The following is a 22,787-nucleotide window of genomic DNA, read 5'->3' as shown; positions in this document are numbered from 1 at the left end:
GATAAAAAATGGGGGTTTTGGATATTGTAAAAGCTGGAGTTCTAAGTGGTGATGATATCACAAAACTCTACGCTCACGCTAAAAAAGAAGGCTTTGCTATCCCTGCTGTAAATGTAGTAGGAAGCAACTCTATAAATGCGGTTTTAGAAGCGGCAAAAAAAGTAAACTCGCCAGTAATTATTCAATTTAGCAACGGTGGAGCTTCATTTATAGCTGGAAAAGCATGTCCTAAGGCGGATATTTTGGGGGCTGTGGCAGGAGCGAAGCATGTGCATTTGTTAGCTGAAGCATACGGAGTGCCAGTCGTGCTTCATACCGATCACGCTGCTAGAAAACTACTCCCGTGGATAGATGGACTTATAGAGGCAAACCGTGAGCATAAAAGAGTTTTTGGGAAGCCTCTTTTTAGTTCTCATATGCTTGATCTTAGCGAAGAAAGTTTGAAAGAAAACGTTTTTACTTGTAAAAAATATCTAAAAGATCTAAGTGAGCTAGGCATTAGCTTAGAAATAGAGCTTGGCGTGACTGGTGGTGAGGAAGATGGCGTAGATAATACAAGTGTTGATAACTCGCTTTTATATACCCAGCCTAGTGATGTTGCTTATGCTTATAAAGAACTAAAAGAAGTAAGTGATAAATTTAGCATAGCTGCAAGTTTTGGAAATGTTCATGGTGTTTATAAACCAGGAAATGTCGTACTTCGTCCTGAAATTCTTAAAAATTCACAAGTTTATGTTAAAAACGAATTTGGATTAAGCGATGAAAAACCGATCAATTTCGTTTTTCACGGTGGTAGCGGTAGTGACATAAAAGATATAAAAGACGCCGTTAGTTATGGTGTCGTAAAGATGAACATAGATACAGATACTCAATGGGCATTTTGGAACGGTGTAAGAGAATATGAAGCTGCTAACCATAGTTATTTGCAAGGACAAATCGGAAATCCAGAGGGGCAAGACAAGCCAAATAAAAAATATTATGATCCTAGAAAATGGCTAAGAAACGGTGAGGAAAGCGTTATAAAAAGACTTTTAGAAGCTTTTGAAAACCTGAATTGCGTGGGCAGAAACTGATATTTTGGTAGCTTTTTGCTACCAAAATTTATTTAAATTTAGATATTTTTTTGATTTTTAAATTTAGATAAATTTAAGGATATTTATGGATAAAAATGACGGTTTAAATGAGCTTGTTTTACCAGAGGGAAAAAGTAGGCAAGCATTTTTGGTCTATTTAAAGATAATTTTTCTTCCTATCTTGATATATGCTATCTTTCTTCTTGGTTTTTTCAATGTTATAAAATTCAATACCCAGCTTCACACAGTCATAATGATGGGAGCCATTTTATTTATAGCTATGATCTTTGCTAGACATAGTGCCGAGTTTGGTTGCTTTGTATTTGAGCAAAGAAAAGATGAGTTTAAAAAAGAGCTTAAAAATTATATAATGAAAAGTCTGCTAACAATAGGAAAAGAGAGCAAATCAAATGCTAGCTTTGATGAATTTGTTAAAAAATATTCGGCCGATGTAAGAGATGAAAATTACGCTGCAGTCGGTGCGGGGGTTTTTCCTATGCTCGGAATTTTGGGCACTTTTTTGAGTATCGCTATTTCTATGCCGAACTTTAGCTCTACAAATACAATTGCTCTTGAAAACGAAATTTCATATCTGCTTAGTGGCGTAGGAACAGCGTTTTACGTATCGATTTATGGTATTTTTTTAGCTCTTTGGTGGATATTTTTTGAAAAATTTGGAATGAATAGATTTGCAAGGCTTATAAATAGACAGAAAAATGCTACAAAGCTATTTTTTTGGAGTAAAGAAGAGATAGAGCAGCGCTATATGCAAGAGAGTCTTAAAAACTTTGAAAAAGTTAGTACGATATTTGAGCATGTTGGAAAGCGTGAATTTTTTGATGAACTTGATAAGACCGTAGAAAGAAAATTCCAAAGCTTCTCAAATATGCTAAGAGTGGAAGAAGATGCAGTAAAACTAAGTAGTGAGTATATAAAACACACTATGGATATGTTATTTAAAGCTCAAAGAGATCAAAAAGATATAGTTAAAGTCCATGCCGAAATCTTAAACGTCTTACATTCGTTTAATCTGAATTTAAAAGATTTACAAATTCGTTTAAGCGAGCATTATGCAAGGTTGCAAAGCGCTAGCGAAGATAAGATTGTTAAGTTAGAAAGAGCCATAAATTCATTTGATGAAGACATAAATAATTTTAAAAATAGCCTAGAGGATTTTAGTACTAAAATTCTAGACAAACAAACTCTTGCTTTAGACGGCTTTAAGGCCGGACTGATAGATGGTATGAAGGCGTTTAGAGATGTTTTTGATGAAGAATCATCATCTAAAGATGAGAGCTCATACATCATAGAAGATCTTAAGAAAAGCTTGCAAGAGATAGATAAAGATGCAAACGTCGTTTTAGAGAAATTGGAAGCAAAATCTAATGAAGATTCGTGATAACAAAGACGAAAGTAGCAATTTTTGGATAGCTTACGCCGATTTGATGGCAGGACTTTTGTTTGTTTTTATACTTTTGATAGGCGCTATAGTAGTTAAGTACGTCCTTACTCAAAGTGATTTAAATCGTCTAAAACTCGATTTAAACTCAAAAGAAGAGAGTTTAAAGATCAGCAATGATAAAATAAATCAAAAAGAACAAGCTATAAGAGATTTTATGCAAAAACTACAAGCTACGCAAAATCAAAATTTAGCTTTGAGTGAAATAAATGAACTTTTTAACAAAAGATTAGGGGAGCTAAATTTAGAACTTAGCGATACGAACAGCACTTTGAGCTTGGTAAATAAAGAAAACGAAGAATTAAACGTAATGCTTAGTCAAAAAGATCTCCAAATAAATAATTTAAAAGCAAATTTAGCTCAAATTCAAACTCAATACGATACGCTTTTAAGTGATCTAAATGCTACAAAAGAGCGCTTAAAAAGTCTTGGCGGTATCAAAGTAAAAGTGATATCAAATCTTAAAGATAAACTTGGAAGCGATATAAGGATAGATAGTGATTCTGGTTCTATTTCTCTTCCATCTTCTGTGCTTTTTGATACGAATTCGTTTGTATTGAAATACGAAGCCAGGTTCGATCTAAGGCGCACTTTGGGTGCTTATTTTGATGTTTTACTTAGTAGCGATATAAGACCAAATATCGATAGAATCACCATAGAAGGACATACCGATAGCGATGGAAGCTATCTGTATAATTTAGAGCTTTCTCAAAAAAGAGCTTATGAGGTTATGAAATTTATATACTCATTTTATAAAGATCCAGATCTCCAAAAATACCTGATAGCAAGCGGTAGAAGCTTTAGTGATTTGATATATAAAAACGGTGTTGAAGATAAAGAGGCTTCGCGTAGGATCGAGATAAAGTTTAGTATTTCGGATAAATCCGCTATGCAAGAGATAAAAAATATTTTGGAGACAAAAAATAGATAATTTTGAATGCATAAGATTTCACGATCGTGATTTTTGGGTGCTTAGAGATGATTTGATAGGTGGTGAGTTTAACGGAAATAAGGCTAGAAAACTTGAGTATTTTTTAAATTTAGATCTAAGTGGTGTAAAACGCATCATTAGTTACGGTTCTAACCAGTCAAATGCGATGTATAGTTTGAGCGTATTTGCTAGACTTAAAAATCTCGAGTTTATCTATGTTAGCGATCATATAAGCTCATACCTTTTACAAAATCCAGTTGGTAACTACGCTCATGCTTTGCGTAACAAAATGAAATTTATAACCCATGAAAAACGTCGTGAATTCGCTTTGAGTTTGAAAACACATGAAGATTTGTTTGTAGAAGAGGGTGTTTTTATGCGTGAGGCTGAGGTTGGATTTAAAACTCAAGCAAATTTGATCAGAGATTTTGCTATGAAAAAAGGGCTTAAATTTGATATTTTTTTACCGAGTGGAACCGGTACGAGCGCGACTTATCTATCAAAAAATTTACCGGAGTTTGATGTTTTTACTACTCCTTGTGTTGGTGATGCTCTTTATCTAAATTCGCAGATAAAAGATTTGGATACAGACTCAAAGCTAAAGGTGCTCAATCCGCCTAAAAAATATCATTTTGGCGATTTAAAAAAAGAACTTTTCGAGATTTATATTCAGCTAAAAAAACAGACAAATATAGAATTTGAACTGCTTTATGATAGTGTAGGTTGGCTAACTTTATTGTCAAATTTAGATAAATTTGGCGATGAAATTTTATACATCCATCAAGGCGGTGTCATAGGAAACGAAAGTTTGATTCCTAGATATGAGCGAAAATTTAAATTAGATTATGATATAATGAGCATTTAAAAGGAGAAATTATGAAGATATTGTATAGTAATGATAAAAATTTCGATATTGAATTTGATAAATTGGTAAATCGTTCAAATTTGGATATGCAAAATGTTATGGGCATAGTCACTAACATAATAGAAGATATAAAAAAACGTGGCGATGAAGCTCTAAATGAGCAAATAGCCAAATTCGATCACTGGGAAGTAAAATCGAATCTAGCCATAACTCGGTGTGAGATGAAAAATGCTTATGACTCTATAAACGACGAATTAAAAGAGTCTTTGCAAGTAGCATTTGAAAGGATCAAACGCTACCATGAAAAACAGCTGGAAAAAACTTGGCTTAGTTTTGAAGATGACGGTTCTATATTAGGACAAAAGATTACTGCAGTAGATAGGGCTGGGCTTTATATCCCAGGTGGAAAAGCAGCATATCCTAGCTCTTTGCTTATGAACGCGGTTCCAGCTATCGTAGCAGGTGTAAAAGATATTGTGGTTTGCACTCCTGCTGTTGGCGGTGAAGTAAATGAACTACTTTTAGCAGCTATGCATCTTCTTGGTATAAACGAAGCCTATAAAGTAGGCGGTGCTAGTGCCGTTGGAGCTATGGCTTATGGAACAAAAACCATAAAGAAAGTTGATGTTATAACCGGACCTGGAAATATTTTTGTCGCAACTGCTAAAAAACTTGTATTTGGTGATGTAAATATAGATATGATAGCAGGACCTAGCGAGATAGGAGTCATAGCAGATAATTCGGCAAATCCTCATTATATAGCCATAGATTTACTATCTCAAGCAGAACATGATGAGATAGCAAGCAGCTTTTTGGTGACTTTTGACGCTGATTTTGCAAATAAAGTCAAAGACGAAATATATAATTTACTTCCGACGCTTAGTCGTCAAAATATAGCTAGAGCTAGTATAGAAAACAAATCTGCCATAATAGTAGCCAAAGATATGGATGAGAGTATAGAACTAATGAACGCCTTAGCAGTAGAACACTTAGAGATTGCTACTGACAACGCGTTTGACTTTTTACCACGTATTAAACATGCTGGAGCTATATTTTTAGGTCATTTTACGCCAGAGGCGATAGGTGACTATCTAGCTGGACCAAACCATACATTGCCTACAGGTGGAAGTGCTAGATTTTTCTCACCTCTTGGAGTAGGCAATTTTATGAAAAAAAGTTCTATCATATCTATGAATAAAGCTTCCATAGATAGACTAGGTAGAGATTGTATGAATTTGGCAAAAGCCGAAGGTTTGGGCGCTCATGAACTTTCCGTAAAAGTTAGATATGAGAATTAAGTTTAAATTTAAATATAAAGATATAAAATATATAAATCGCCAATGGAGGTGAAATATGCAAGTAAATAATACAAATAGTATGCAAAATTATTATTTGAATAATGCTCAAAACAGTTCAAATAAAGCTCTTGAAAATATAGCGGCACAGCGTGCTTTAAATGGAACAGATGGTGCAAATTTGGTTATAGGTGACTCTTTGCTAAGTCAGTCAAATACTCTGTCTCAAGGTGTAAATAATGCGAATGATGCTATTGGTATGCTTCAAATAGCAGATGGAGTGTTACAAAATATAAGCTCTGGAGCAGATAGGCTAAATGAACTATCTGTTAGAAGCAATAACGCAGCATTTGGTGCAAACGAAAGACGGGCTATAAACAGTGAGGCAAATGCTATAAAGACATCTATCACTGACTCTATAAATTCGGCTTCATATAACGGAAATAGCATATTTGGTGGTACTTTAAATTTTAATACCGGAAATAGCGTAACTTCTATAAATTTAAGCGCTCCAAATATAAATTCAGTAGATGTAAATAACCAAAATTCCATAAAATCTTTTATGGACAGTATAAATTCTCTTCGTTCTGATATCGGAAGCGCACAAAATGGTTTGATGAGTGGTATAAACTCAAATTTAAGCACCATAACATCTGCGAAAGCTAGTGAAAGTCAGTTACAAAATAATGATTTGGCAAATAATGTAAATGATCTTACAAATGCAAATCTAAAGATAAATAGTTCGACTATGATGATGGCTCACAATGCGCAAATGCTACAATCTCAAATGGCAAATTTGCTAGGATAAGTATAACTTTAGTATAGTGTAAAAGGCGGTTAAACCGCCTTTTTATCTCTGTTTTAGAGAGTTAGCTTAGTTTCCCTCGATATAGTTTTTAAGTTTTCTACCGACTTTTGGGTGTTTTAGTTTTTTGATAGCTGAGCTTTCTATTTGGCGCACACGTTCTCTTGTGACGTTCAACTCTTTTCCTATCTCTTCAAGCGTTCTATCGCTCTCATCATCAAGCAAACCAAAACGCATTCTGATGACGGCTTTTTCTCTATCATTTAGTTGATCTAATACGTCGTCTATTTGCTCTTTTAAGTCGCCTTTTAAGATCTGTTCCATAGGGCTAAGAGTTGTTTTATCCTCTACAAAATCTCCATATTTTCCATCATCTTCACTACCTATAGGAGCTTCAAGACTGATAGGTTCTTTTGTGATCTTTATGACCTGTTTTACTTTATCTACGCTTAGACCGACTTCTTTAGCTATGACGCTAACATCTGGTTCTTTACCTTCTTCTTGAAGATATTTTTTGTTTATTTTATTTATTTTGTTTATTGTTTCTATCATATGGATAGGTATGCGGATAGTTCGTGCTTGATCAGCTATCGCGCGGCTTATGGCTTGACGGATCCACCATGTAGCGTATGTAGAAAATTTATAGCCTTTTTTGTACTCAAATTTATCTACGGCTTTCATAAGTCCTATATTTCCTTCTTGGATAAGATCCAAAAATGGCAAACCACGGTTAGTGTAGCGTTTGGCTATGCTTACGACTAGCCTTAAATTTGATTTTGCCATTCTAGCTTTTGCATCATCGCTGATGTTTTTGCCGCGTTTGATCTGATCTAATACGTTTTTTAGATCTTTTGGTTCAAGGTTAAATCCTGTTTTGCTAGCCTCTTTTGTCTGAAATAGCTTTTTGATCTCCACATAAGTAGAAACCATAGTGGCTTCTGGAACTCTTGCGGTGATATCTTCTTTGCTTAATTTAGTGATATCTTTAAGGATGCTTTGGTGATTTTTTTTAAGCTCAGGGCTAAACATAGGAAGACGGTATTCTAAACGTTTTAGCTCTTTATCAAAGTCATCATCGCTTTTTAGCGCTGTTTCCATGGATTTTACTATCTCATTGATCAGTTTGCTTGTAGGTCCAAGATCCATAAGTTTATCTTTTAGGACTTTCTTTTTGAATGTCAAATTTAGCTTAGCAGTTAGATCTGATTCTTCTTCTACTGAGATATTTTGTTTAGATACGATTTTCATCCATTCTTTTTTAGCTTTTTCAAGCGCTTTGAAGCTTTCTATGACTTTTTCGGATCTTTTGTCTAGTTTTTTAGGTGTAACTTTTTTAAGAGCAGAGTTTTTATTTTCAGAATCATCATTTTCATCGTATTCGTACTCTTCTTCTATACTCTCATCTTCGTCTTCACTCTCGTCATTTTCTTCATCAAAACTCTTAAATAGCTCTTTTACGCGACGTTCCCTATTTATAAGCGGTTCTTTATAGTCAAGAATAAAATCTATAAGATATGGAACTGAGCAAAACGCGTCTATGATGATGTCTTCTCCGAGTTCTATTTTTTTGCTGATCTCTACTTCTTCTTCTTTTGTAAGCAGTGAAATTTGCCCCATTTCCCTTAGGTACATTCTTACAGGGCTGTCTGAGCGAGACCATTCTAAAAGTTCGTTTTCGCTAGTAAGGTCGAATTCTTCTTCTTCGAGCGGATTATCTATGATCTTTAATCTATCTTCTTCTTTTGTTTTTGCGTCTTGTAATGTTTTTAATTTTGCTGCTTCTACGGCGCTGATTAGCTGTATTTTGTGTAGCTCTGCTAAAGCTTCTACTTTTTTTATAGCAGCAGCCGTTGGAGCTTTGTCAAATAGTCTTACAAGCTTTTCAAAAGTTACGTATCCTTTTGAATTTTCTTTAAATAACTCTTCAATTTGTGCAAAAATCTCTTTTGCTGCACTCATATAAAGCTCCTTTATTCGTATTGATTTTATCTGATTTGTATTAATAAGAATTGTGGATTATACCCAAATTTTTATTAATAATATATAAAAATATATAAAATGAACTTTTTGTAAGGGTATAAAATCTATCATTTTTAAATTTGGAATACAAGTTGCTTATACTGGATTTAGTTAAGAAAATCTACGCAGGAGAAGATATGCAAAACGGCTATTATCAAGCAACAGGAGCTATGGTTACACAGTTTAATAGGCTTGATGTCATCACAAATAATCTAGCAAATATCAATACTATCGGCTACAAAAGAGATGATGTCGTTATCGCTGACTTTGAGAGAATATTTAAAGAAACAAGAGATATTTTACCATTAGAAAATAATACAAAAGATGCTGCTAAATTTTTAAATCGTACTATTGATAGAGTGCCTCATATAGATGAACAATATACGGATTTTAGTTCAGGCGGACTTAAGGTTTCAAATAATCCCTTAGATGTAGCTATAGGAAAATCGGATATATTTTTTCTTGTAGATACACCAAATGGAGAGAGACTGACTAAAAACGGTGCTTTTAGCTTGGACAATGAAGGTTATATCGTGACAAAAGATGGATATAGAGTATTGCCAAACAACTATGAAAATCAACCAGCAATCGTTCGAGGCATCAGAGTTCCTGAGGGTGCTACTCTAAATATAGACAAAGACGGAAATGTATATAATCAAAATGAGGCTTTAGGTAGATTTTTTATGGCTCAGCCAAGAGAGATTAGAAATTTACAAAAAGAGGGCGATAATCTTTATACGATACCAAATTTAAATGAATTAAGAGATGTCGAGGATAGTGGTTCTGTAGCTCAAGGATATGTTCAAATTTCAAACGTAAATCCAGTCTTGGAAATGGTGGGACTTATAGAAACAAATAGGCTTGTTGATATGTATCAAAGGGTTATGAATACACATATGAATGATTTAAATCAAGAAGCAACAAATAAATTAGCTTTGGCTAAAGCATAATAAGGATAAATTATGATAAGATCACTTTATACCGCAGCTACTGGAATGGTAGCTCAACAAACGCAGATAGATACTACTTCACACAACATCGCAAACGTAAATACTATAGGATATAAGAAAAATCGTGCCGAATTTGCAGATCTTATGTATCAGACTATGCAATATGCAGGAACTCCTACTAGCACGACGACGATGAGCCCAACTGGTATGGAAGTGGGTCTTGGTGTTAGACCGACTGCTATAACAAAAGTTTTTACTCAAGGATATTTTAAAGAAACAGGAAATGCTCTTGATATGGTAATAGCGGGCAATGGATTTTTTCAAGTTCAACTTCCAGATGGAACCACTGCTTATACTAGAAATGGCGCTTTTAAGCTTGATGGCGATGGAAATATAGTAAATAGCGACGGCTACAGGCTACTTCCTGAGATGAATATCCCTGCTGACGCTACTGAGATTTCAGTAGGCGTTGATGGAACCGTTTCTGTACTTCAGCCGGGCAATCAACAGATGACACAAATAGGGCAGATAGAACTTGCAAATTTTATAAATCCGGCTGGACTGCATGCTATGGGAGATAACAACTTTTTAGAAACTGCGGCAAGCGGAGCTCCTGTAGTCGGAAATGGTGGAACTGACGGTTTTGGTCAGATAAAACAACATTTTGTTGAGATGAGTAACGTACAGCTTGTTGAAGAGATGACTGATCTTATCACTGGACAACGTGCTTATGAAGCAAACTCAAAAGCTATCACTACGAGTGATGATATGCTTTCTATAGTCAATCAGCTTAAAAGATAATTAAAATGATATATTCATTTATAATTTTTGCGTTTATTATACTTCTTTGTGCTGTAGATTATTTTTATATTAAAGATGACAATGTTATTTGATCTTGCTCCATAATGTCTATATTTGGGCAAGATCCTAATTATAAATTTAATATCTATTATCAATAAATTCTATAATATTTATCTTATTTTAAGCTTCATCATTGTATATTTTCATCTCAATTTATGAGAATAACTCTCATTAGTATTATACTTTTAAGGTTAAATTTATGAAAGTAATTATTAGTTTTATTTTGGTTATGCTTATGCAAGTTCATCTTTTTGGTATTGATTACGATAAAGAAGCAAAAAGTATAGAAGATATCTTTATAAATGTTATGCAACTATATAAAGATGGAAAATCCAAAGAAGCAAGAGAATTGACCCAAAGTGCCTACTTTAGCCATTTTGAAAATTTAGAAAGCGGAATTCGTATAAATTTAGGTCAAAAAAAAGCTTATGCGATGGAGAAGCAATTTGGAGATATAAGAAAAGCTATAAAAGCTTCACAAAACGAGCAAATTTTGCAAGCTATGATAGATAACTTAAACGCCGAGATAAAAGAAGTCTTGCCAACTATTAAAGGCGGAGTTAAGCTGGTGGCAGAAAAAAGCGAAGATAATGGCCTAAGCGCTGCTGGTATAGAAGTGAGCGACAATCCATGGAGTGATACTTTAAAGCAGATAAATGCTGATTTGCAAATAGTCATTAGCGCCTATGATGCTAAAGATGCACAAGCTATAAAGGCAGCTATGAATAAAATCAAATTTGATTTGTATAGAAATACTGGGTTAGAGATCGCTATTAGGAGATACGCGACTGGGCGAATGGATCAGATGATACAACAGATAATGGGCGTCGTAATAAGTGAAAATATAAATTTAAATAAAGAAACGTTTATTCAATCCATAAAAGATATAGATGAGCTTATACAAACTGCTGCAAATAAGCTTCCAAAAGAGTCTTACGCGTTAGCACCACAGATCGAAGCGGTAGAAGATAAAAAGGTTGATTACGCTCCTGTCGTGCAAAATATAAAGCAAAAAATGGCTGACGTGCTTAAGCTTTATGAGAGCGGAAACGTGAGTGATGCTATAAGTGACGCTGGGGATATATATTTTGACGAATACGAAGCTAGCGGTATGGAAAACAAAATAGGAGCGATAGATAATCCACTTAAAACTGCTACCGAAGCTAGCTTTAGCAAGATAGTCTCTTTGATGAAAAGTGGGGCTAGTAGCGATAAAATAGCTCTTGAGCAAGAAGTTCTCTACTCAAAACTTGAAGCTAGTTTGGAAAAAACTAGTGGCGAAATAGGCGGGATGGCTCTGTTTATCTACGCTCTTAGTATTATTTTAAGAGAAGGTTTTGAAGCTCTTATCATTATAGCAGCAGTCGTTGCATATTTGATAAAAACCGGAAATAAAGGACATTTAAATTTAGTATATAGTTCAGTTGGAGTAGCTATTATCCTTAGTTTTGTGACGGCTTATGCTATAAATTTGATATTTGGCGTTAGTTTGGCCGGACAAAGCAGAGAGATCTTAGAAGGCGTTGTTATGCTTGTGGCTACATTACTTCTGTTTTACGTAGGATTTTGGCTACTTAGCAACGCTGGAGCTAAAAAATGGAGTCACTATATACAAGGTCATATCAGCGATAGTCTAAGTAGCGGAGATAGCAAAGCTCTTTGGTGGACCGTATTTTTAGCAGTATATAGAGAAGGTGCAGAGACGGTGCTGTTTTATCAAGCTTTGATATTTGATGCGAGTTCTAGTTATGACTTTAGTATGATAGGAGCAGGTTTTGTAGTAGGTGTCGTAGCACTTTTCGTAGCATACTTTATCATAAAAGCATTTTCTTTGAAAATTCCTATAAAGCCGTTTTTTATAGCAACTTCTGCGATTATATTTTATATGTCTATAGTGTTTGTGGGAAAAGGAGTTATGGAGCTTGTAGAGGGTAAGCTTTTCGTGCCTAGTATAGCTGAAAATATACCTACTATATCATGGCTTGGAATTTATCCTTACTATGAGAGCTTAGTACCGCAATTTTTGATGATACTAGCTTTAATATCTGGAGTCTTTATAATAAAAAAACGAGAATCAAATTTTAATAAAGGAGAATAAGTATGAAAAAAATATTTTCAGGAATGTTGGCTTTAAGCCTTGCAGCAGTGTTATCTATGGCAGCAGAACAACCAATTGGTGAGCCTATAGAAAAAAATGGTATGGAAATAGCAGCGGTTTATCTTCAACCTATTGATATGGAGCCAAAAGGTATCGACCTAGCTCCTAGCCTAGCAGATATCCACCTTGAAGCAGATATCCACGCCGTGCAAGGCAATGCAAATGGTTTTGGCGAGGGTGAGTGGATACCGTATCTTAAGATAGCTTATACGCTTAAAAATTTAGATAATGGTAAAGTTATAAACGGAACTCTTATGCCTATGGTAGCAAGTGACGGTCCTCACTACGGTGCAAACTTAAAAATGACTTCTGGTGTTGGTAACTACGAGCTTACATTTCATATAGACAATCCAAGTACGCAAGGTTTTGGACGTCACGCAGACAAAGCGACAGGCGTTGCAAAATGGTGGGCTCCTTTTGATGCAAAATATACATTTAAATATACAGGCGCTCCAAAGGAATAATCTTTACGATTTTTAGATCCGGCTTCGGCTGGATTTAAATTTAAAAAGTATCTGCTTGAGGGTATTTTTTAAATTTAAATAAGGTAGTTTTATGACGATATTTTTTTATCAAGTGGTTTTGGCTCTGTTTGGACCAAGCTTTATCCTTGCGTTTATAGATCACGAAAAACATATAAAAAACATACTTTTACCATCCATTTTCGGGCTTTGCTTTGGACTTTTTGTATTTGGACTTTTTAAAATATCTATAAACACCGATAGTGGCAAGATCATTTTTGACACTCTTTGTATAATTATGCTTTTACTAACTCCGGTTTGTATCAAATTTAAAAGCTCATATTTTTCAAATGTATTTAGCTTTTTCTTAGCGTTTGGATACGGCTATGAGTATGGATTTATAAGCATGAACTTTATGGTGTTTGCAGGAGATCTGCTAGATAGTCTTAGCTTGAGCAATCTTTTTATGGTTAGTTTAGCTTTATTGTCGCTCATATCTGTTTATTTCGTATCAAGAGCTATTTTAAAAAATACGCCAAATTTATTTAGATATATATTTTTATATATATTGGTAATCTTGTGTTTAGCCGATAGAGTCTCGTTTTTAACTCTTAGCTTGATGCAAGATGGTTTAGTGGGGGCATATTCGAATTTACTTAGCGTCGTAGCAAAAACTATTTATTTTAATAGTTTTTTACCAGTCGTTTTGTCTATTTTGTTTATGCTTTTGGCTTTGGTTCATCTATTTTGGTTACCAAAAAAGATCGGCAAAAAAGATATCGTTTTATATAGGATAAATATCGCTAAAAGAACGGCGTATTTTAGAGTGGTAATATTTTGCTTTTTAACATGTTTTTTGATCTCATTTTTTAGCTTGTTTTATCTCTTAGTGTCTTCAAAACCACCTAAGATCAGCGAACCGACTTTAGTAGAACCAGTCCGCGGCGAGTTTAAATTTGATGCAAATTTGGTTATGGATTCTAAGCTTCATAGATTTGCTTACATAACAGATGACGGCCATGAAGTGAGATTTTTCTTGGTAAATCGTTTTAAAGATAAACTAGCTCCAGTAGCTGTTTTTGATGCGTGTGCGATATGCGGCGATATGGGTTATATCAAAAGCGGCGACAATCTCATCTGCATAAGTTGCAATGTCCGTATATTTCTACCAAGCGTAGGAAAACCAGGCGGTTGCAATCCTATACCGTTTGAGTATAAATTTGATGGAAAAGAGATTAGTATAAATTTAAAAACCATAGAAAAAGGCGCTACGTTTTTTTCTAAAATCGTTAAAAAAGAAGTCACTGATCCAGTGAGCAAAAATAAGATTTTGAACGATTCTAAATTTACTTATGTTTATTATGGCAGGACGTATTTTTTTGAAGATGAGAAAAATCAAGCCGAATTTGAGGCAAATCCCGAAAAATACGTAACTATAGATGGTTTGCTTAAGGAGAATAAATAAATGTTTATAAAGATCATTAGCTCGTCTATTTTACACTCGCAAGGTAGTAAAATGCTAGCATTTTTGACCATATTTTTATCCGTAACGCTTATAGCTTGTATGTTAAATATCACTTTAAATATAGGCGATCAAGTCGCTCGTGAGCTAAGGAGTTATGGCTCAAATATAGTAGTGCTTCCAAAATCTCAAAATCTCAGCATAGAGATAGGCGGCAAAGAGTTTTTACCGCTTAAAAACGAGGATTACCTTAAAGAGAGCGATCTTCATAAGATAAAAGAGATATTTTGGAGAAATAATATCACTGCATTTGCTCCGTTTTTAAATCTAAAAGTAGACGGTTTTGATGTCGTAGGGACGTATTTTGATAAAAATATAAACGTAAGTGATGAACCTGATTTTAAAAGCGGAGTAGAAAGTTTGTATCCTTTTTGGGTGGTTGATGGCAGATATCCAAAAGATGATAGTATGAGCGAGGTTTTAGCCGGTGATGGGCTTGGACTAAAAGTAGGAGATACTTTAAAACTAGGAGATATAAACGCTCAAGTCGTAGGAGTCTTGCACTCTAGCGAGAATGAAAGCAAGAAGGTAATCACTAGTTTAAAACTAGCTCAGAGCTTGGCAAATAAACCAAATTTAATAGACAAAGCGGAAGTTTCTGCGATGAGTATCCCTGAAAATGACCTTTCTGTAAAGGCAAGACGTGATCTTGATAGCTTAGATAGCGTGGCTTATGATAAGTGGTATTGCTCTGCTTATGTAAGCTCTATTGCTTATCAGATTAGCGAAGAGTATCCAAACGCCACGGCAAAAGCAGTGCTTAGCGTGAGCGAAACACAAAGCGGTATAACTAAAAAAATTCAGAGTTTAATGGCGATAGCAAGCGTGCTATCTTTGATAGTTTCAAGTATATGTATCACGAGTCTTATGGTCAGTGAGATAAATAGACGTAAAAAAGAAATAGGACTTTTAAAAGCTTTAGGAGCTACAAATTTTATCATTTATATGCAGTTTGTAGCCGAGATATTTGCAGTTTGTATATGCGCTTCATTATTAGGAAGCTTGGCTGGGTACGCTCTTAGCTTTGTCTTGTCTTATCAGATATTTGGAAGTTTCGCAGGTATCAGCATTATAGTTTTACCTCTTAGTATATTTTTTGGTTTTTTGATATCTGTTTTTGGCTCTATCTTACCGCTTAAGAGCGTTATAAATTTACTTCCGGCTGAGGTGTTATATGGTAGAAAATAAAATATTTTTTATAAAGATCATCTTTAAAAGTATACTAAGCAGTAGGCGCGGAAGCTTTGTGATGTTTATATCTATTTTATTTGGTGCAGCGATCGCGTCCGCTCTTATAAATTTATATACAGATATTGATAAAAAAGTAAGCAGTGAGTTAAATAATTACGGTGCAAATGTTGTCATAAGTCCTTTAAATTTGGAAAATAATTATATAAACGAAAACGAATTAAACGCCATTTTAAAAGATATGAAAAACCTAAAAGCATCAAACAAATATCTTTTTGGCGTAGCGAATATAGGAGTGAGTAACGCAGTCATTATGGGGCTGGACTTTGCGAATTTAAGAAAAATTATGCCTTATATAGATCTAAAAAGTGGTGAGTTTATAGCTAGTGATGACGGAGATAAATTTGCCCTTATCGGTGCTGATCTTGCTAAGATCATAGGCGCAAAACCAGGAGATATCTTAGAGATTACGCCATCAAGTAATGAAGTGTATAAAGTTCGCATAAAAGGTGTCGTATATGACGGACAAAAAGAAGATAACCTACTTATGGTATCTTTAGACTTAGCTCAGGATATGTTCGGTAAAGAAAATCTCATAAACTATGCAAATGCCATAATAAACGGAGATTTTGATAATATCAAAAAGAGCATTGAAAATGCAACTAACGAAAATATTAAATTTGAAATCATCGGTAAAATTTCAAAAGCACAGGGGCAAATCCTAGATAAGATCAAACTTTTGATGTTTCTCATCGGCGTGACTATACTTTTTATAACGACCGTTGGTATAAATACAACTTTGTCATCTATACTTTTTTCAAAAGTAAAGGAATTTGCGCTTATACGCTCACTAGGTTCAAGTAAAGCTTCGCTTTTAAAGCTCATACTTAGCGAAGTTTTTACTATTTGTATAGTCGGATCTATTTTAGGTGGATTTTTAGGATACGTTCTTGCTATATTTTTAGGGCATATAATATTTTCAAGTGGAGTTGATTTTAGACTTGTCAGTCTTGTTTTGGCTATTGTTATAAGTCTTGTTTTTGCGCTTTTAGCAAGCTTTTATCCGATAAAAAAAGCGTTAAATCAAAATATAGCAAATTTACTAAGGGAATAAATAATGGAAGTTTTAAGCTTAAATAAAATATCTAAACATTTTGGTGATGTAAAAGCGATCGACAATATAAGTTTTAGCGTACAAAAAGGTGAATGGATAAGCATAATGGGACCTAGCGGAAGCGGAAAAAGTACTTTGGTAAATATCCTAAGCCTTATGGATAGTCCAACAAGCGGAGAGTATAGACTTTGCAATAGCGATATAAACTCTTTGAGTCAAGAACAAATTCTAGAGTTTAGACGCAAAAAGATAGGATTAGTATTTCAGCAATTTCACTTAGTACCATACTTAAACGCGTTAGAAAACGTGATGATAAGCCAGTTTTATCATAGCTGTGTAGATAAAGCTAGTGCTAAAGACGCTCTTGATAAAGTAGGGCTTGCTCATAGGATAAGTCACAAGCCAAGCGAGCTTAGCGGTGGTGAGCAACAACGTGTTTGTATCGCAAGAGCTCTCATAAATAACCCAGATATTATAATAGCTGATGAGCCAACTGGAAATTTAGACGAAGCAAATGAAAAAATAATTTTACAAGCTTTTCAAAAACTAAAAAGCGAGGGTAAAACTCTACTTCTCATCACTCATAATGAGGAGCTTGGCAGATACGCGGATAAAGTAGTCTATCTAAGACATGGAAAACTTGAAAGAATAGAGAATTTACGATGAAGAATTTGATATTTTCGCTTATATTTGCATTTATTTTGATAGGTTGTGGTAATGGCTCAAGACATCATATGACTTTAAATGATAAAAACGGCTTTGATACTACATATGATACTGCTAAAAAAGAGCTAAAGATAGTAGGCTGGGATAAGCCATATATGTTATTTTTCTTTTCTACTATGTGCGGGGCTTGCGAGAGCCAAGTACCTATCATAAATGAGCTCATTAAAGAGTATGACGGAAAGATAAAAGTATATGGAGTGATGGGTGATACGACCGGATATGATGGCGATATATTTACGCTAAAAGAAAAAGGCATCTCTTTTATGAGTACTTCGGCTCCTAAATCAGTTAGTTATTTATCTAGCGTGGTAGGCGGAGTTATGGGGACTCCAGTCACTTATATATTTGATAAAAATGGAAAAAAGATAAAGCAGTTTTTGGGGCTTTATCCAAAATCGGCTTTTGAAAATGAGCTAAAGCTTCTTTTGGATTAATTTTATAAAATATTAAATCCTTATATGCTATCCTTGCAAACTTCTAAATTTATAGTTTCAAGGTAGCATTTATGATAAAAACTTACGCAGAATGGGATGATCAAGAGTTAATACTTCTTAGCATTCCACATGTTAATACAGACTGGAAGCCATATCTTGATGATATTTTAAGATCATATGAAGAGTTAGTAAGCCAGATCTGCAAGTATCAAAAAGTCCTTCTTATAGCTCCTCAAATTAACGACTTTGTTAGATTTTCTAAATTTAAAAATGTAGAGTTCTTGTGCATAGATACGAATGATACTTGGATAAGAGATTACGGTGCTATCGATGTTTTAGATGGTGCTAAAACTATAAGCTATGATTTTAAATTTAATGCGTGGGGCTCTAAATTTGATAGCATGTTAGATAACGCAGTAAATAAAAAGCTTTTTGAGACCCTAAAAGGCGAACTAAGAAGTGTTCAGCTCATCTTAGAGGGTGGAAGCATCGAGTTTAACGGTGATGGAGTAATGCTCACTACTAGCAAATGCCTGCTAAATGACAATAGAAACCAGCTTGAAAAAGAAGAATTGCAAAAAAAGCTAATTGATCTTTTTGGATTAAATAAAATAATCTGGCTAGATCACGGATTTATAAAAGGTGATGACACAGATAGCCATATCGATACTTTAGCGAGATTTATCTCAAAAGACACAATAGCTTACTCCGCCTGTGATGATGAGAGTGACGAGCATTTCAATGAGTTAAATTTGATGAAAAATGAGCTTGAAAAGACTGGTTTTAACCTTTTAGCACTTCCTATCCCAAAACCGTTATTTTATGAAGATCGCAGACTAGCAGCGACGTACTGCAATTTTATCTTTATAAATGGAGCTCTTATAGTGCCGACGTATGGAGATGAAAAAGCAGATAAATTTGCATTAAGAGCGTTGCAAAATGCTTTACCAAATTTAGACGTGATCGGCGTAGATAGTAGTGTTTTTGTGCGTCAAAATGGCTCACTTCACTGCTCTAGTCAAAACAGATTTAAAGGGATAAGATGAGTGCGCCTGTCGTTGCTGGCGCTGTTGCTATCATCTTAGCAATAGTTAAGTTTGTAGTAGGTATAACAAGTGGCTCTTTGGCTGTTCTTAGCTCTGCGATCGACTCTATGCTCGACTGCCTTGTTTCTGTGCTAAATTATTTTGCTTTAAAAAAATCAAATGCAAACCCAAATGATAAGTTTAACTTTGGCTATGGCAAAGTAGAAGCTTTGGTCGCTCTGTTTGAGGGTGCTTTTATCGTCGGTATAGCTGTTTTTATATGTTATTCTAGCGTACAAAAGTTGCTAAATGGTGCAAAAAGTGTAGAAACTACGAGCGCTATGCTAGTTATGGCTATATCTATGGTGTTGACAGGGCTTTTGGTTTTATATCTTAGAAGGGTTTATAAAAAAACAGGAAATCTTATCATAAAAGCTGATGCTTTACACTATAAAACTGACTTGCTTACGAACTTAGCTATCTTCATAGCTTTATTTGTGATATGGATCACAGGATATGACGTTGTGGATGCGATCTTTGGTATAGTAGTTAGTATTTATATCGCATTTAGTGCGTTTGGACTTGTAAAAGAGGGGGTTTATATACTTTTAGACGGAGCGTTGCCTAGTGATGTTGTACGTGCTATAATAGATATTTTAAACTCAAAAGAAGATGTTAAGAGCTATCACTATCTAAAAACTAGAAAAAGTGGTGAGAAGAGCTTTTTTAGCGTTCATTTGGTTTTTGATCCAAATATATCATTATCCAAAGCTCACAAAGTTGCCGATGATATAGAAAGTGATATAAAGAGTAAATTTAGTACACAAAAATGGGTGTTTGATACGCATTTTGACATTGAAGATGACAGAGATAAGGAGGAGATATGAAAGTAGCACTTATCGCACATAAATTTTATGGTAGCAAAGAAGAGACTATAAGACAGACTACAAAACGCATTGAAGAAGCAGCACAAAACGGTGCAAATTTGGTAGTTTTGCAAGAGCTTCATCAAGGAAGTTATTTTTGTCAAGATGAAAATGTCGCGGTTTTTGATGAAGCGTGCGACTTTGAAAGCGATGTTGCTTACTGGGCAGAAGTAGCGCGTGAGTTTAAAGTAGTTTTGGTAACTTCACTATTTGAAAGACGCTCAGCCGGGCTTTATCATAATACTGCGGTTGTTTTTGATAGCGATGGAAAAGAAGCTGGAAAGTACCGTAAAATGCATATTCCAGATGATCCAAACTTTTATGAAAAGTTTTATTTTACTCCAGGCGATCTAGGCTTTGAGCCTATAGATACTAGCGTTGGAAGACTTGGAGTTTTGGTATGCTGGGATCAGTGGTATCCAGAAGCTGCGCGTCTTATGGCTCTAAAGGGTGCTCAGATTCTTATCTATCCTACTGCAATCGGTTGGTTTGATGGCGATGAAGAAGACGAAAAATCACGCCAACTTGAGGCTTGGGTGGCAGTCCAAAGGGGACATGCAGTAGCAAACGGACTTCCTGTCGTAACGGTAAATAGAGTAGGTTTTGAAAATGCTCCAGACGCTAAGAGTGGTATAAGATTTTGGGGAAATAGTTTTGTTTTTGGATCTCAAGGTGAAGAGTTTTTCCGATCTAATGATTGTGATGAGATTACTTCTATAGTAGATATCGATCTTAAAAGATGCGAGCAAGTGCGCAGATGGTGGCCGTTTCTTAGAGATAGACGCATCGATGCTTATGAAGGGCTTTTAAAAAGGTTTATCGACTAAGCTAAAGATGTCAAGTCATTTTAAATTTGCTTTAAAGATGTTTCAACTCTAGCTAGTTGGTATTAGCCGTTGTTTATTATAAAACTTTAGAATGAGCGTTACAAAGATAAAATCCATATTTCTCATTCTAAAGTACCTACACTTTATATAAATTCAAACTCGATTTCTTCATTTTTATAGATGAAACTCAATAAAAAATTACTATTTGTATAGCAATTAAAATGAGATATATCCTACAAAAATATCTATTTAGTATATTATTTATATTAAAATATTATAAAAATATTTAAATTTATTTGTTTAAATTTCAAATTCTATTTTAACGTAAGGGATAAATATGAATAAAATCGCCATAGCAAATATAACAAAAAATAGCATCAAAATCAAAAAAAGAAAGGAGTAAGCAAGTTTTTACTTGATGGTATTTAACTTAAAGTATCTTAGCTAAAAATATAATTTATTTGAATTAAACATAATTTAACAATCACAAAATTAACGAAATTAACAAATTTTTTAATTGAATGAGGAATTTATTATGGTTGCAGATCGCCCTTTATATAAAAGTTTGGATATATTAAATAAATATAAAAATGAACTCACAAAAGAGCAATTTGATAGCATAAGTTCGATTATTTATGGTTTTGCGATAGATGAAAATATATATCTTAATGAACAAGATATTATAGATACGATCAAAGGCTACAAAACATCGCGAAATAGCTCATAAGATTATTGCGCAGTATAAAGACGAGCTAGGCGTGTTGTAAGGTAATATTTAAGAGTAATTTCTTATGTGTAAGTTCAAAATCAAATTTCTATTTTAATTTTACAACACTATATTTACTGCTATTTAAGAAGTATATAAATTTATATAGATTTGCGTGGAGCAACTGCTCCACTATAAGTATCAGCCTAAAAAGCCAAGAAATCCGTTTATCACTAAAGCATTTACTAGATCTATGAAAAACGCTCCACAAAGTGGAACTATGATGAATGCCATATGGCTCATACCATAGTTATTTGTGACTGTTTGCATATTTACCATTGCAGTAGGTGTCGCTCCTAGTCCAAATCCACAGTGTCCAGCAGCCAAAACAGCAGCGTCGTAATCGCGTCCGCATACTCTAAATGTAATAAATACCGCATAGGCTATCATCAAGGCTACTTGCGCTACAAGTATAGTTAGTATAGGAAGCGCCAAAGATACTAGCTGCCAGAGATTTATAGTCATTAGCGCGAAAGCAAGGAAAAGCGATAAGCTAACGTTTCCAATAACTGAAATTTCCCTATCAAAGACTTCGTGGATCTTTAGAGCTTGAAGCAAGTTTCTAAGGATGACGCCCGTAAATAGACAGTACACAAATGTAGGAAGCGTAAAACCTATATTTAGTGATTTTATATGTTCTGCGACGAAATTTCCTATGTAAAGACAAAGCGCAATGAGAGCTAAAGAGCGTATAAACGACTCTTGAGTGATGAGCTTTGTTTTTTGCGGAGATTCGAAGTTTAGCATAGGAGTAGCACTGCTTTCTTCATGGATATTTGGGGTTTGTAAGTTATTTTTTTGTATAAGATACTTTGCAACAGGTCCGCCGATGATACCGCCTGCAATGAGACCAAATGTCGCACTAGCCATAGCTACTTCGTAAGCAGCGCTAAAATTATACGGTGCTTTTATAAACTCATTTGCCCAGGCTCCCCCTGTACCATGACCTCCGCTCATAGTAACAGATCCGCTAAGAAGTCCGATGAGAGGGTTTTCTCCTAGTCCAAGAGCAACTCCGATACCAACTATGTTTTGCAAGATTAAAAGTCCGCTAATGACAAATAAAAATATGACTAACTTTTTGCCACCTTTTTTAAGGGACGCAAAGTCTGCTAAAAGCCCTATACTAGAAAAAAATGCTAGCATAAGAGGATCTTTGAGCGAGCTATCAAATTTAAGCGTTATACCGCTAAAACTATAAAGACATAAAAATAAAATTGCCGCGATGATACCGCCTACGACAGGCTCTGGGATATTATAAACTCGCAAAAATTTTACTCTTTTTATCACAAAAGCTCCGAGCAACAAAACAAGCACCATAACTACGAGAGTAGAGTATGAATCAACGTTTATCGTTTCCAAATTTGGATCTCCTTTGTTGG

At 34.6% G+C, this 22,787-nt stretch carries 21 protein-coding genes; 19 read left to right on the top strand and 2 right to left on the bottom strand.

Annotated features, from left to right (window positions below; genetic code table 11):
• Positions 1-8 precede the first annotated feature (8 nt).
• From fbaA to CHHT_RS05860, 6 genes are all read left to right on the top strand, one after another.
• Complete coding sequence (fbaA, locus tag CHHT_RS05885; protein WP_034960801.1) at positions 9-1,073, top strand: class II fructose-bisphosphate aldolase; 1,065 nt, start codon at positions 9-11, stop codon at positions 1,071-1,073.
• An 85-nt stretch (positions 1,074-1,158) separates the two neighbouring features.
• Positions 1,159-2,472: a MotA/TolQ/ExbB proton channel family protein gene (locus CHHT_RS05880; RefSeq protein ID WP_074898770.1), complete on the top strand. Its 1,314-nt coding sequence runs from the start codon at positions 1,159-1,161 to the stop codon at positions 2,470-2,472.
• Complete coding sequence (locus tag CHHT_RS05875) at positions 2,465-3,463, top strand: OmpA family protein (protein ID WP_172506207.1); 999 nt, start codon at positions 2,465-2,467, stop codon at positions 3,461-3,463. Before CHHT_RS05880 ends, CHHT_RS05875 begins: the two co-directional genes overlap by 8 nt.
• A 37-nt stretch (positions 3,464-3,500) precedes the next feature.
• Entirely contained in the window at positions 3,501-4,328 is an 828-nt protein-coding gene (locus CHHT_RS05870) for a 1-aminocyclopropane-1-carboxylate deaminase (RefSeq protein ID WP_232051111.1), read from the top strand.
• 11 nt (positions 4,329-4,339) lie between these two features.
• The gene (hisD, locus tag CHHT_RS05865; RefSeq protein ID WP_034960807.1) at positions 4,340-5,626 is read left to right on the top strand and encodes a histidinol dehydrogenase; all 1,287 of its coding nucleotides are present in this window, start codon (positions 4,340-4,342) and stop codon (positions 5,624-5,626) included.
• Between the two features lie 55 nt (positions 5,627-5,681).
• The gene (locus tag CHHT_RS05860; protein WP_034960811.1) at positions 5,682-6,431 is read left to right on the top strand and encodes a flagellin; all 750 of its coding nucleotides are present in this window, start codon (positions 5,682-5,684) and stop codon (positions 6,429-6,431) included.
• A gap of 66 nt (positions 6,432-6,497) precedes the next feature.
• Here CHHT_RS05860 and rpoD read toward each other — a convergent pair whose 3' ends face one another.
• Entirely contained in the window at positions 6,498-8,387 is a 1,890-nt protein-coding gene (gene rpoD, locus CHHT_RS05855) for an RNA polymerase sigma factor RpoD (protein ID WP_034960813.1), read from the bottom strand.
• 197 nt (positions 8,388-8,584) lie between these two features.
• On the opposite strand from rpoD, the gene CHHT_RS05850 reads away from it, so the two are divergent.
• The 13 genes from CHHT_RS05850 (at position 8,585) to CHHT_RS05790 (ending at position 21,366) form a co-directional block, all read left to right on the top strand.
• Positions 8,585-9,397 (top strand): flagellar hook-basal body protein, encoded by an 813-nt coding sequence (locus CHHT_RS05850; RefSeq protein ID WP_059425744.1) that lies wholly within the window; start codon positions 8,585-8,587, stop codon positions 9,395-9,397.
• Between the two features lie 12 nt (positions 9,398-9,409).
• Positions 9,410-10,198 (top strand): flagellar basal-body rod protein FlgG, encoded by a 789-nt coding sequence (flgG, locus tag CHHT_RS05845; protein WP_034960816.1) that lies wholly within the window; start codon positions 9,410-9,412, stop codon positions 10,196-10,198.
• A gap of 259 nt (positions 10,199-10,457) precedes the next feature.
• Positions 10,458-12,356: an FTR1 family iron permease gene (locus CHHT_RS05840; protein ID WP_034960818.1), complete on the top strand. Its 1,899-nt coding sequence runs from the start codon at positions 10,458-10,460 to the stop codon at positions 12,354-12,356.
• 2 nt (positions 12,357-12,358) lie between these two features.
• Positions 12,359-12,880 (top strand): iron transporter, encoded by a 522-nt coding sequence (locus CHHT_RS05835; RefSeq protein WP_034960820.1) that lies wholly within the window; start codon positions 12,359-12,361, stop codon positions 12,878-12,880.
• A 91-nt stretch (positions 12,881-12,971) separates the two neighbouring features.
• Positions 12,972-14,342: a Fe-S-containing protein gene (locus tag CHHT_RS05830; protein WP_034960822.1), complete on the top strand. Its 1,371-nt coding sequence runs from the start codon at positions 12,972-12,974 to the stop codon at positions 14,340-14,342.
• Entirely contained in the window at positions 14,343-15,587 is a 1,245-nt protein-coding gene (locus CHHT_RS05825) for an ABC transporter permease (protein ID WP_034960825.1), read from the top strand.
• The gene (locus tag CHHT_RS05820; protein WP_034960827.1) at positions 15,574-16,701 is read left to right on the top strand and encodes an ABC transporter permease; all 1,128 of its coding nucleotides are present in this window, start codon (positions 15,574-15,576) and stop codon (positions 16,699-16,701) included. Before CHHT_RS05825 ends, CHHT_RS05820 begins: the two co-directional genes overlap by 14 nt.
• Before the next feature lie 3 nt (positions 16,702-16,704).
• A complete protein-coding gene (locus CHHT_RS05815; protein WP_034960829.1) occupies positions 16,705-17,367 on the top strand; it encodes an ABC transporter ATP-binding protein in 663 nt (220 codons plus the stop codon).
• Positions 17,364-17,861: a TlpA family protein disulfide reductase gene (locus CHHT_RS05810; RefSeq protein WP_064019796.1), complete on the top strand. Its 498-nt coding sequence runs from the start codon at positions 17,364-17,366 to the stop codon at positions 17,859-17,861. The genes CHHT_RS05815 and CHHT_RS05810 overlap by 4 nt, the downstream gene beginning before the upstream one ends.
• 71 nt (positions 17,862-17,932) lie before the next feature.
• Positions 17,933-18,907 (top strand): agmatine deiminase family protein, encoded by a 975-nt coding sequence (locus CHHT_RS05805; protein WP_034960832.1) that lies wholly within the window; start codon positions 17,933-17,935, stop codon positions 18,905-18,907.
• Entirely contained in the window at positions 18,904-19,773 is an 870-nt protein-coding gene (locus CHHT_RS05800) for a cation diffusion facilitator family transporter (RefSeq protein WP_034960835.1), read from the top strand. Before CHHT_RS05805 ends, CHHT_RS05800 begins: the two co-directional genes overlap by 4 nt.
• Positions 19,770-20,639 carry a carbon-nitrogen hydrolase gene (locus CHHT_RS05795; RefSeq protein ID WP_059425683.1) on the top strand — a complete coding sequence of 290 codons (870 nt, stop codon included), beginning with the start codon at positions 19,770-19,772 and terminating at the stop codon, positions 20,637-20,639. Before CHHT_RS05800 ends, CHHT_RS05795 begins: the two co-directional genes overlap by 4 nt.
• A gap of 535 nt (positions 20,640-21,174) precedes the next feature.
• A complete protein-coding gene (locus CHHT_RS05790) occupies positions 21,175-21,366 on the top strand; it encodes a hypothetical protein (protein WP_232051110.1) in 192 nt (63 codons plus the stop codon).
• A gap of 180 nt (positions 21,367-21,546) precedes the next feature.
• Here the strand turns inward: CHHT_RS05790 and gltS are convergent, their stop codons facing one another.
• Positions 21,547-22,767 (bottom strand): sodium/glutamate symporter, encoded by a 1,221-nt coding sequence (gene gltS, locus CHHT_RS05785; protein WP_074898769.1) that lies wholly within the window; start codon positions 22,765-22,767, stop codon positions 21,547-21,549.
• Positions 22,768-22,787: the final 20 nt, after the last annotated feature.

It is taken from the genome of Campylobacter hyointestinalis subsp. hyointestinalis (assembly GCF_013372145.1).
Classification (GTDB): Bacteria; Campylobacterota; Campylobacteria; order Campylobacterales; family Campylobacteraceae; genus Campylobacter; species Campylobacter hyointestinalis.
Note: the sequence above shows the minus strand (reverse complement) of the source record. Positions and strands in the feature narration are given on the sequence as shown.

Coding starts and splice junctions, on each gene's coding strand:
- fbaA (WP_034960801.1), top strand. CDS start 9: ATGGGGGTTTTGGATATTGTAAAAGCTGGAGTTCTAAGTGGTGATGAT.
- CHHT_RS05880 (WP_074898770.1), top strand. CDS start 1,159: ATGGATAAAAATGACGGTTTAAATGAGCTTGTTTTACCAGAGGGAAAA.
- hisD (WP_034960807.1), top strand. CDS start 4,340: ATGAAGATATTGTATAGTAATGATAAAAATTTCGATATTGAATTTGAT.
- CHHT_RS05860 (WP_034960811.1), top strand. CDS start 5,682: ATGCAAGTAAATAATACAAATAGTATGCAAAATTATTATTTGAATAAT.
- rpoD (WP_034960813.1), bottom strand. CDS start 8,387: ATGAGTGCAGCAAAAGAGATTTTTGCACAAATTGAAGAGTTATTTAAA.
- CHHT_RS05850 (WP_059425744.1), top strand. CDS start 8,585: ATGCAAAACGGCTATTATCAAGCAACAGGAGCTATGGTTACACAGTTT.
- flgG (WP_034960816.1), top strand. CDS start 9,410: ATGATAAGATCACTTTATACCGCAGCTACTGGAATGGTAGCTCAACAA.
- CHHT_RS05840 (WP_034960818.1), top strand. CDS start 10,458: ATGAAAGTAATTATTAGTTTTATTTTGGTTATGCTTATGCAAGTTCAT.
- CHHT_RS05835 (WP_034960820.1), top strand. CDS start 12,359: ATGAAAAAAATATTTTCAGGAATGTTGGCTTTAAGCCTTGCAGCAGTG.
- CHHT_RS05830 (WP_034960822.1), top strand. CDS start 12,972: ATGACGATATTTTTTTATCAAGTGGTTTTGGCTCTGTTTGGACCAAGC.
- CHHT_RS05825 (WP_034960825.1), top strand. CDS start 14,343: ATGTTTATAAAGATCATTAGCTCGTCTATTTTACACTCGCAAGGTAGT.
- CHHT_RS05820 (WP_034960827.1), top strand. CDS start 15,574: ATGGTAGAAAATAAAATATTTTTTATAAAGATCATCTTTAAAAGTATA.
- CHHT_RS05815 (WP_034960829.1), top strand. CDS start 16,705: ATGGAAGTTTTAAGCTTAAATAAAATATCTAAACATTTTGGTGATGTA.
- CHHT_RS05810 (WP_064019796.1), top strand. CDS start 17,364: ATGAAGAATTTGATATTTTCGCTTATATTTGCATTTATTTTGATAGGT.
- CHHT_RS05805 (WP_034960832.1), top strand. CDS start 17,933: ATGATAAAAACTTACGCAGAATGGGATGATCAAGAGTTAATACTTCTT.
- CHHT_RS05800 (WP_034960835.1), top strand. CDS start 18,904: ATGAGTGCGCCTGTCGTTGCTGGCGCTGTTGCTATCATCTTAGCAATA.
- CHHT_RS05795 (WP_059425683.1), top strand. CDS start 19,770: ATGAAAGTAGCACTTATCGCACATAAATTTTATGGTAGCAAAGAAGAG.
- CHHT_RS05790 (WP_232051110.1), top strand. CDS start 21,175: ATGGTTGCAGATCGCCCTTTATATAAAAGTTTGGATATATTAAATAAA.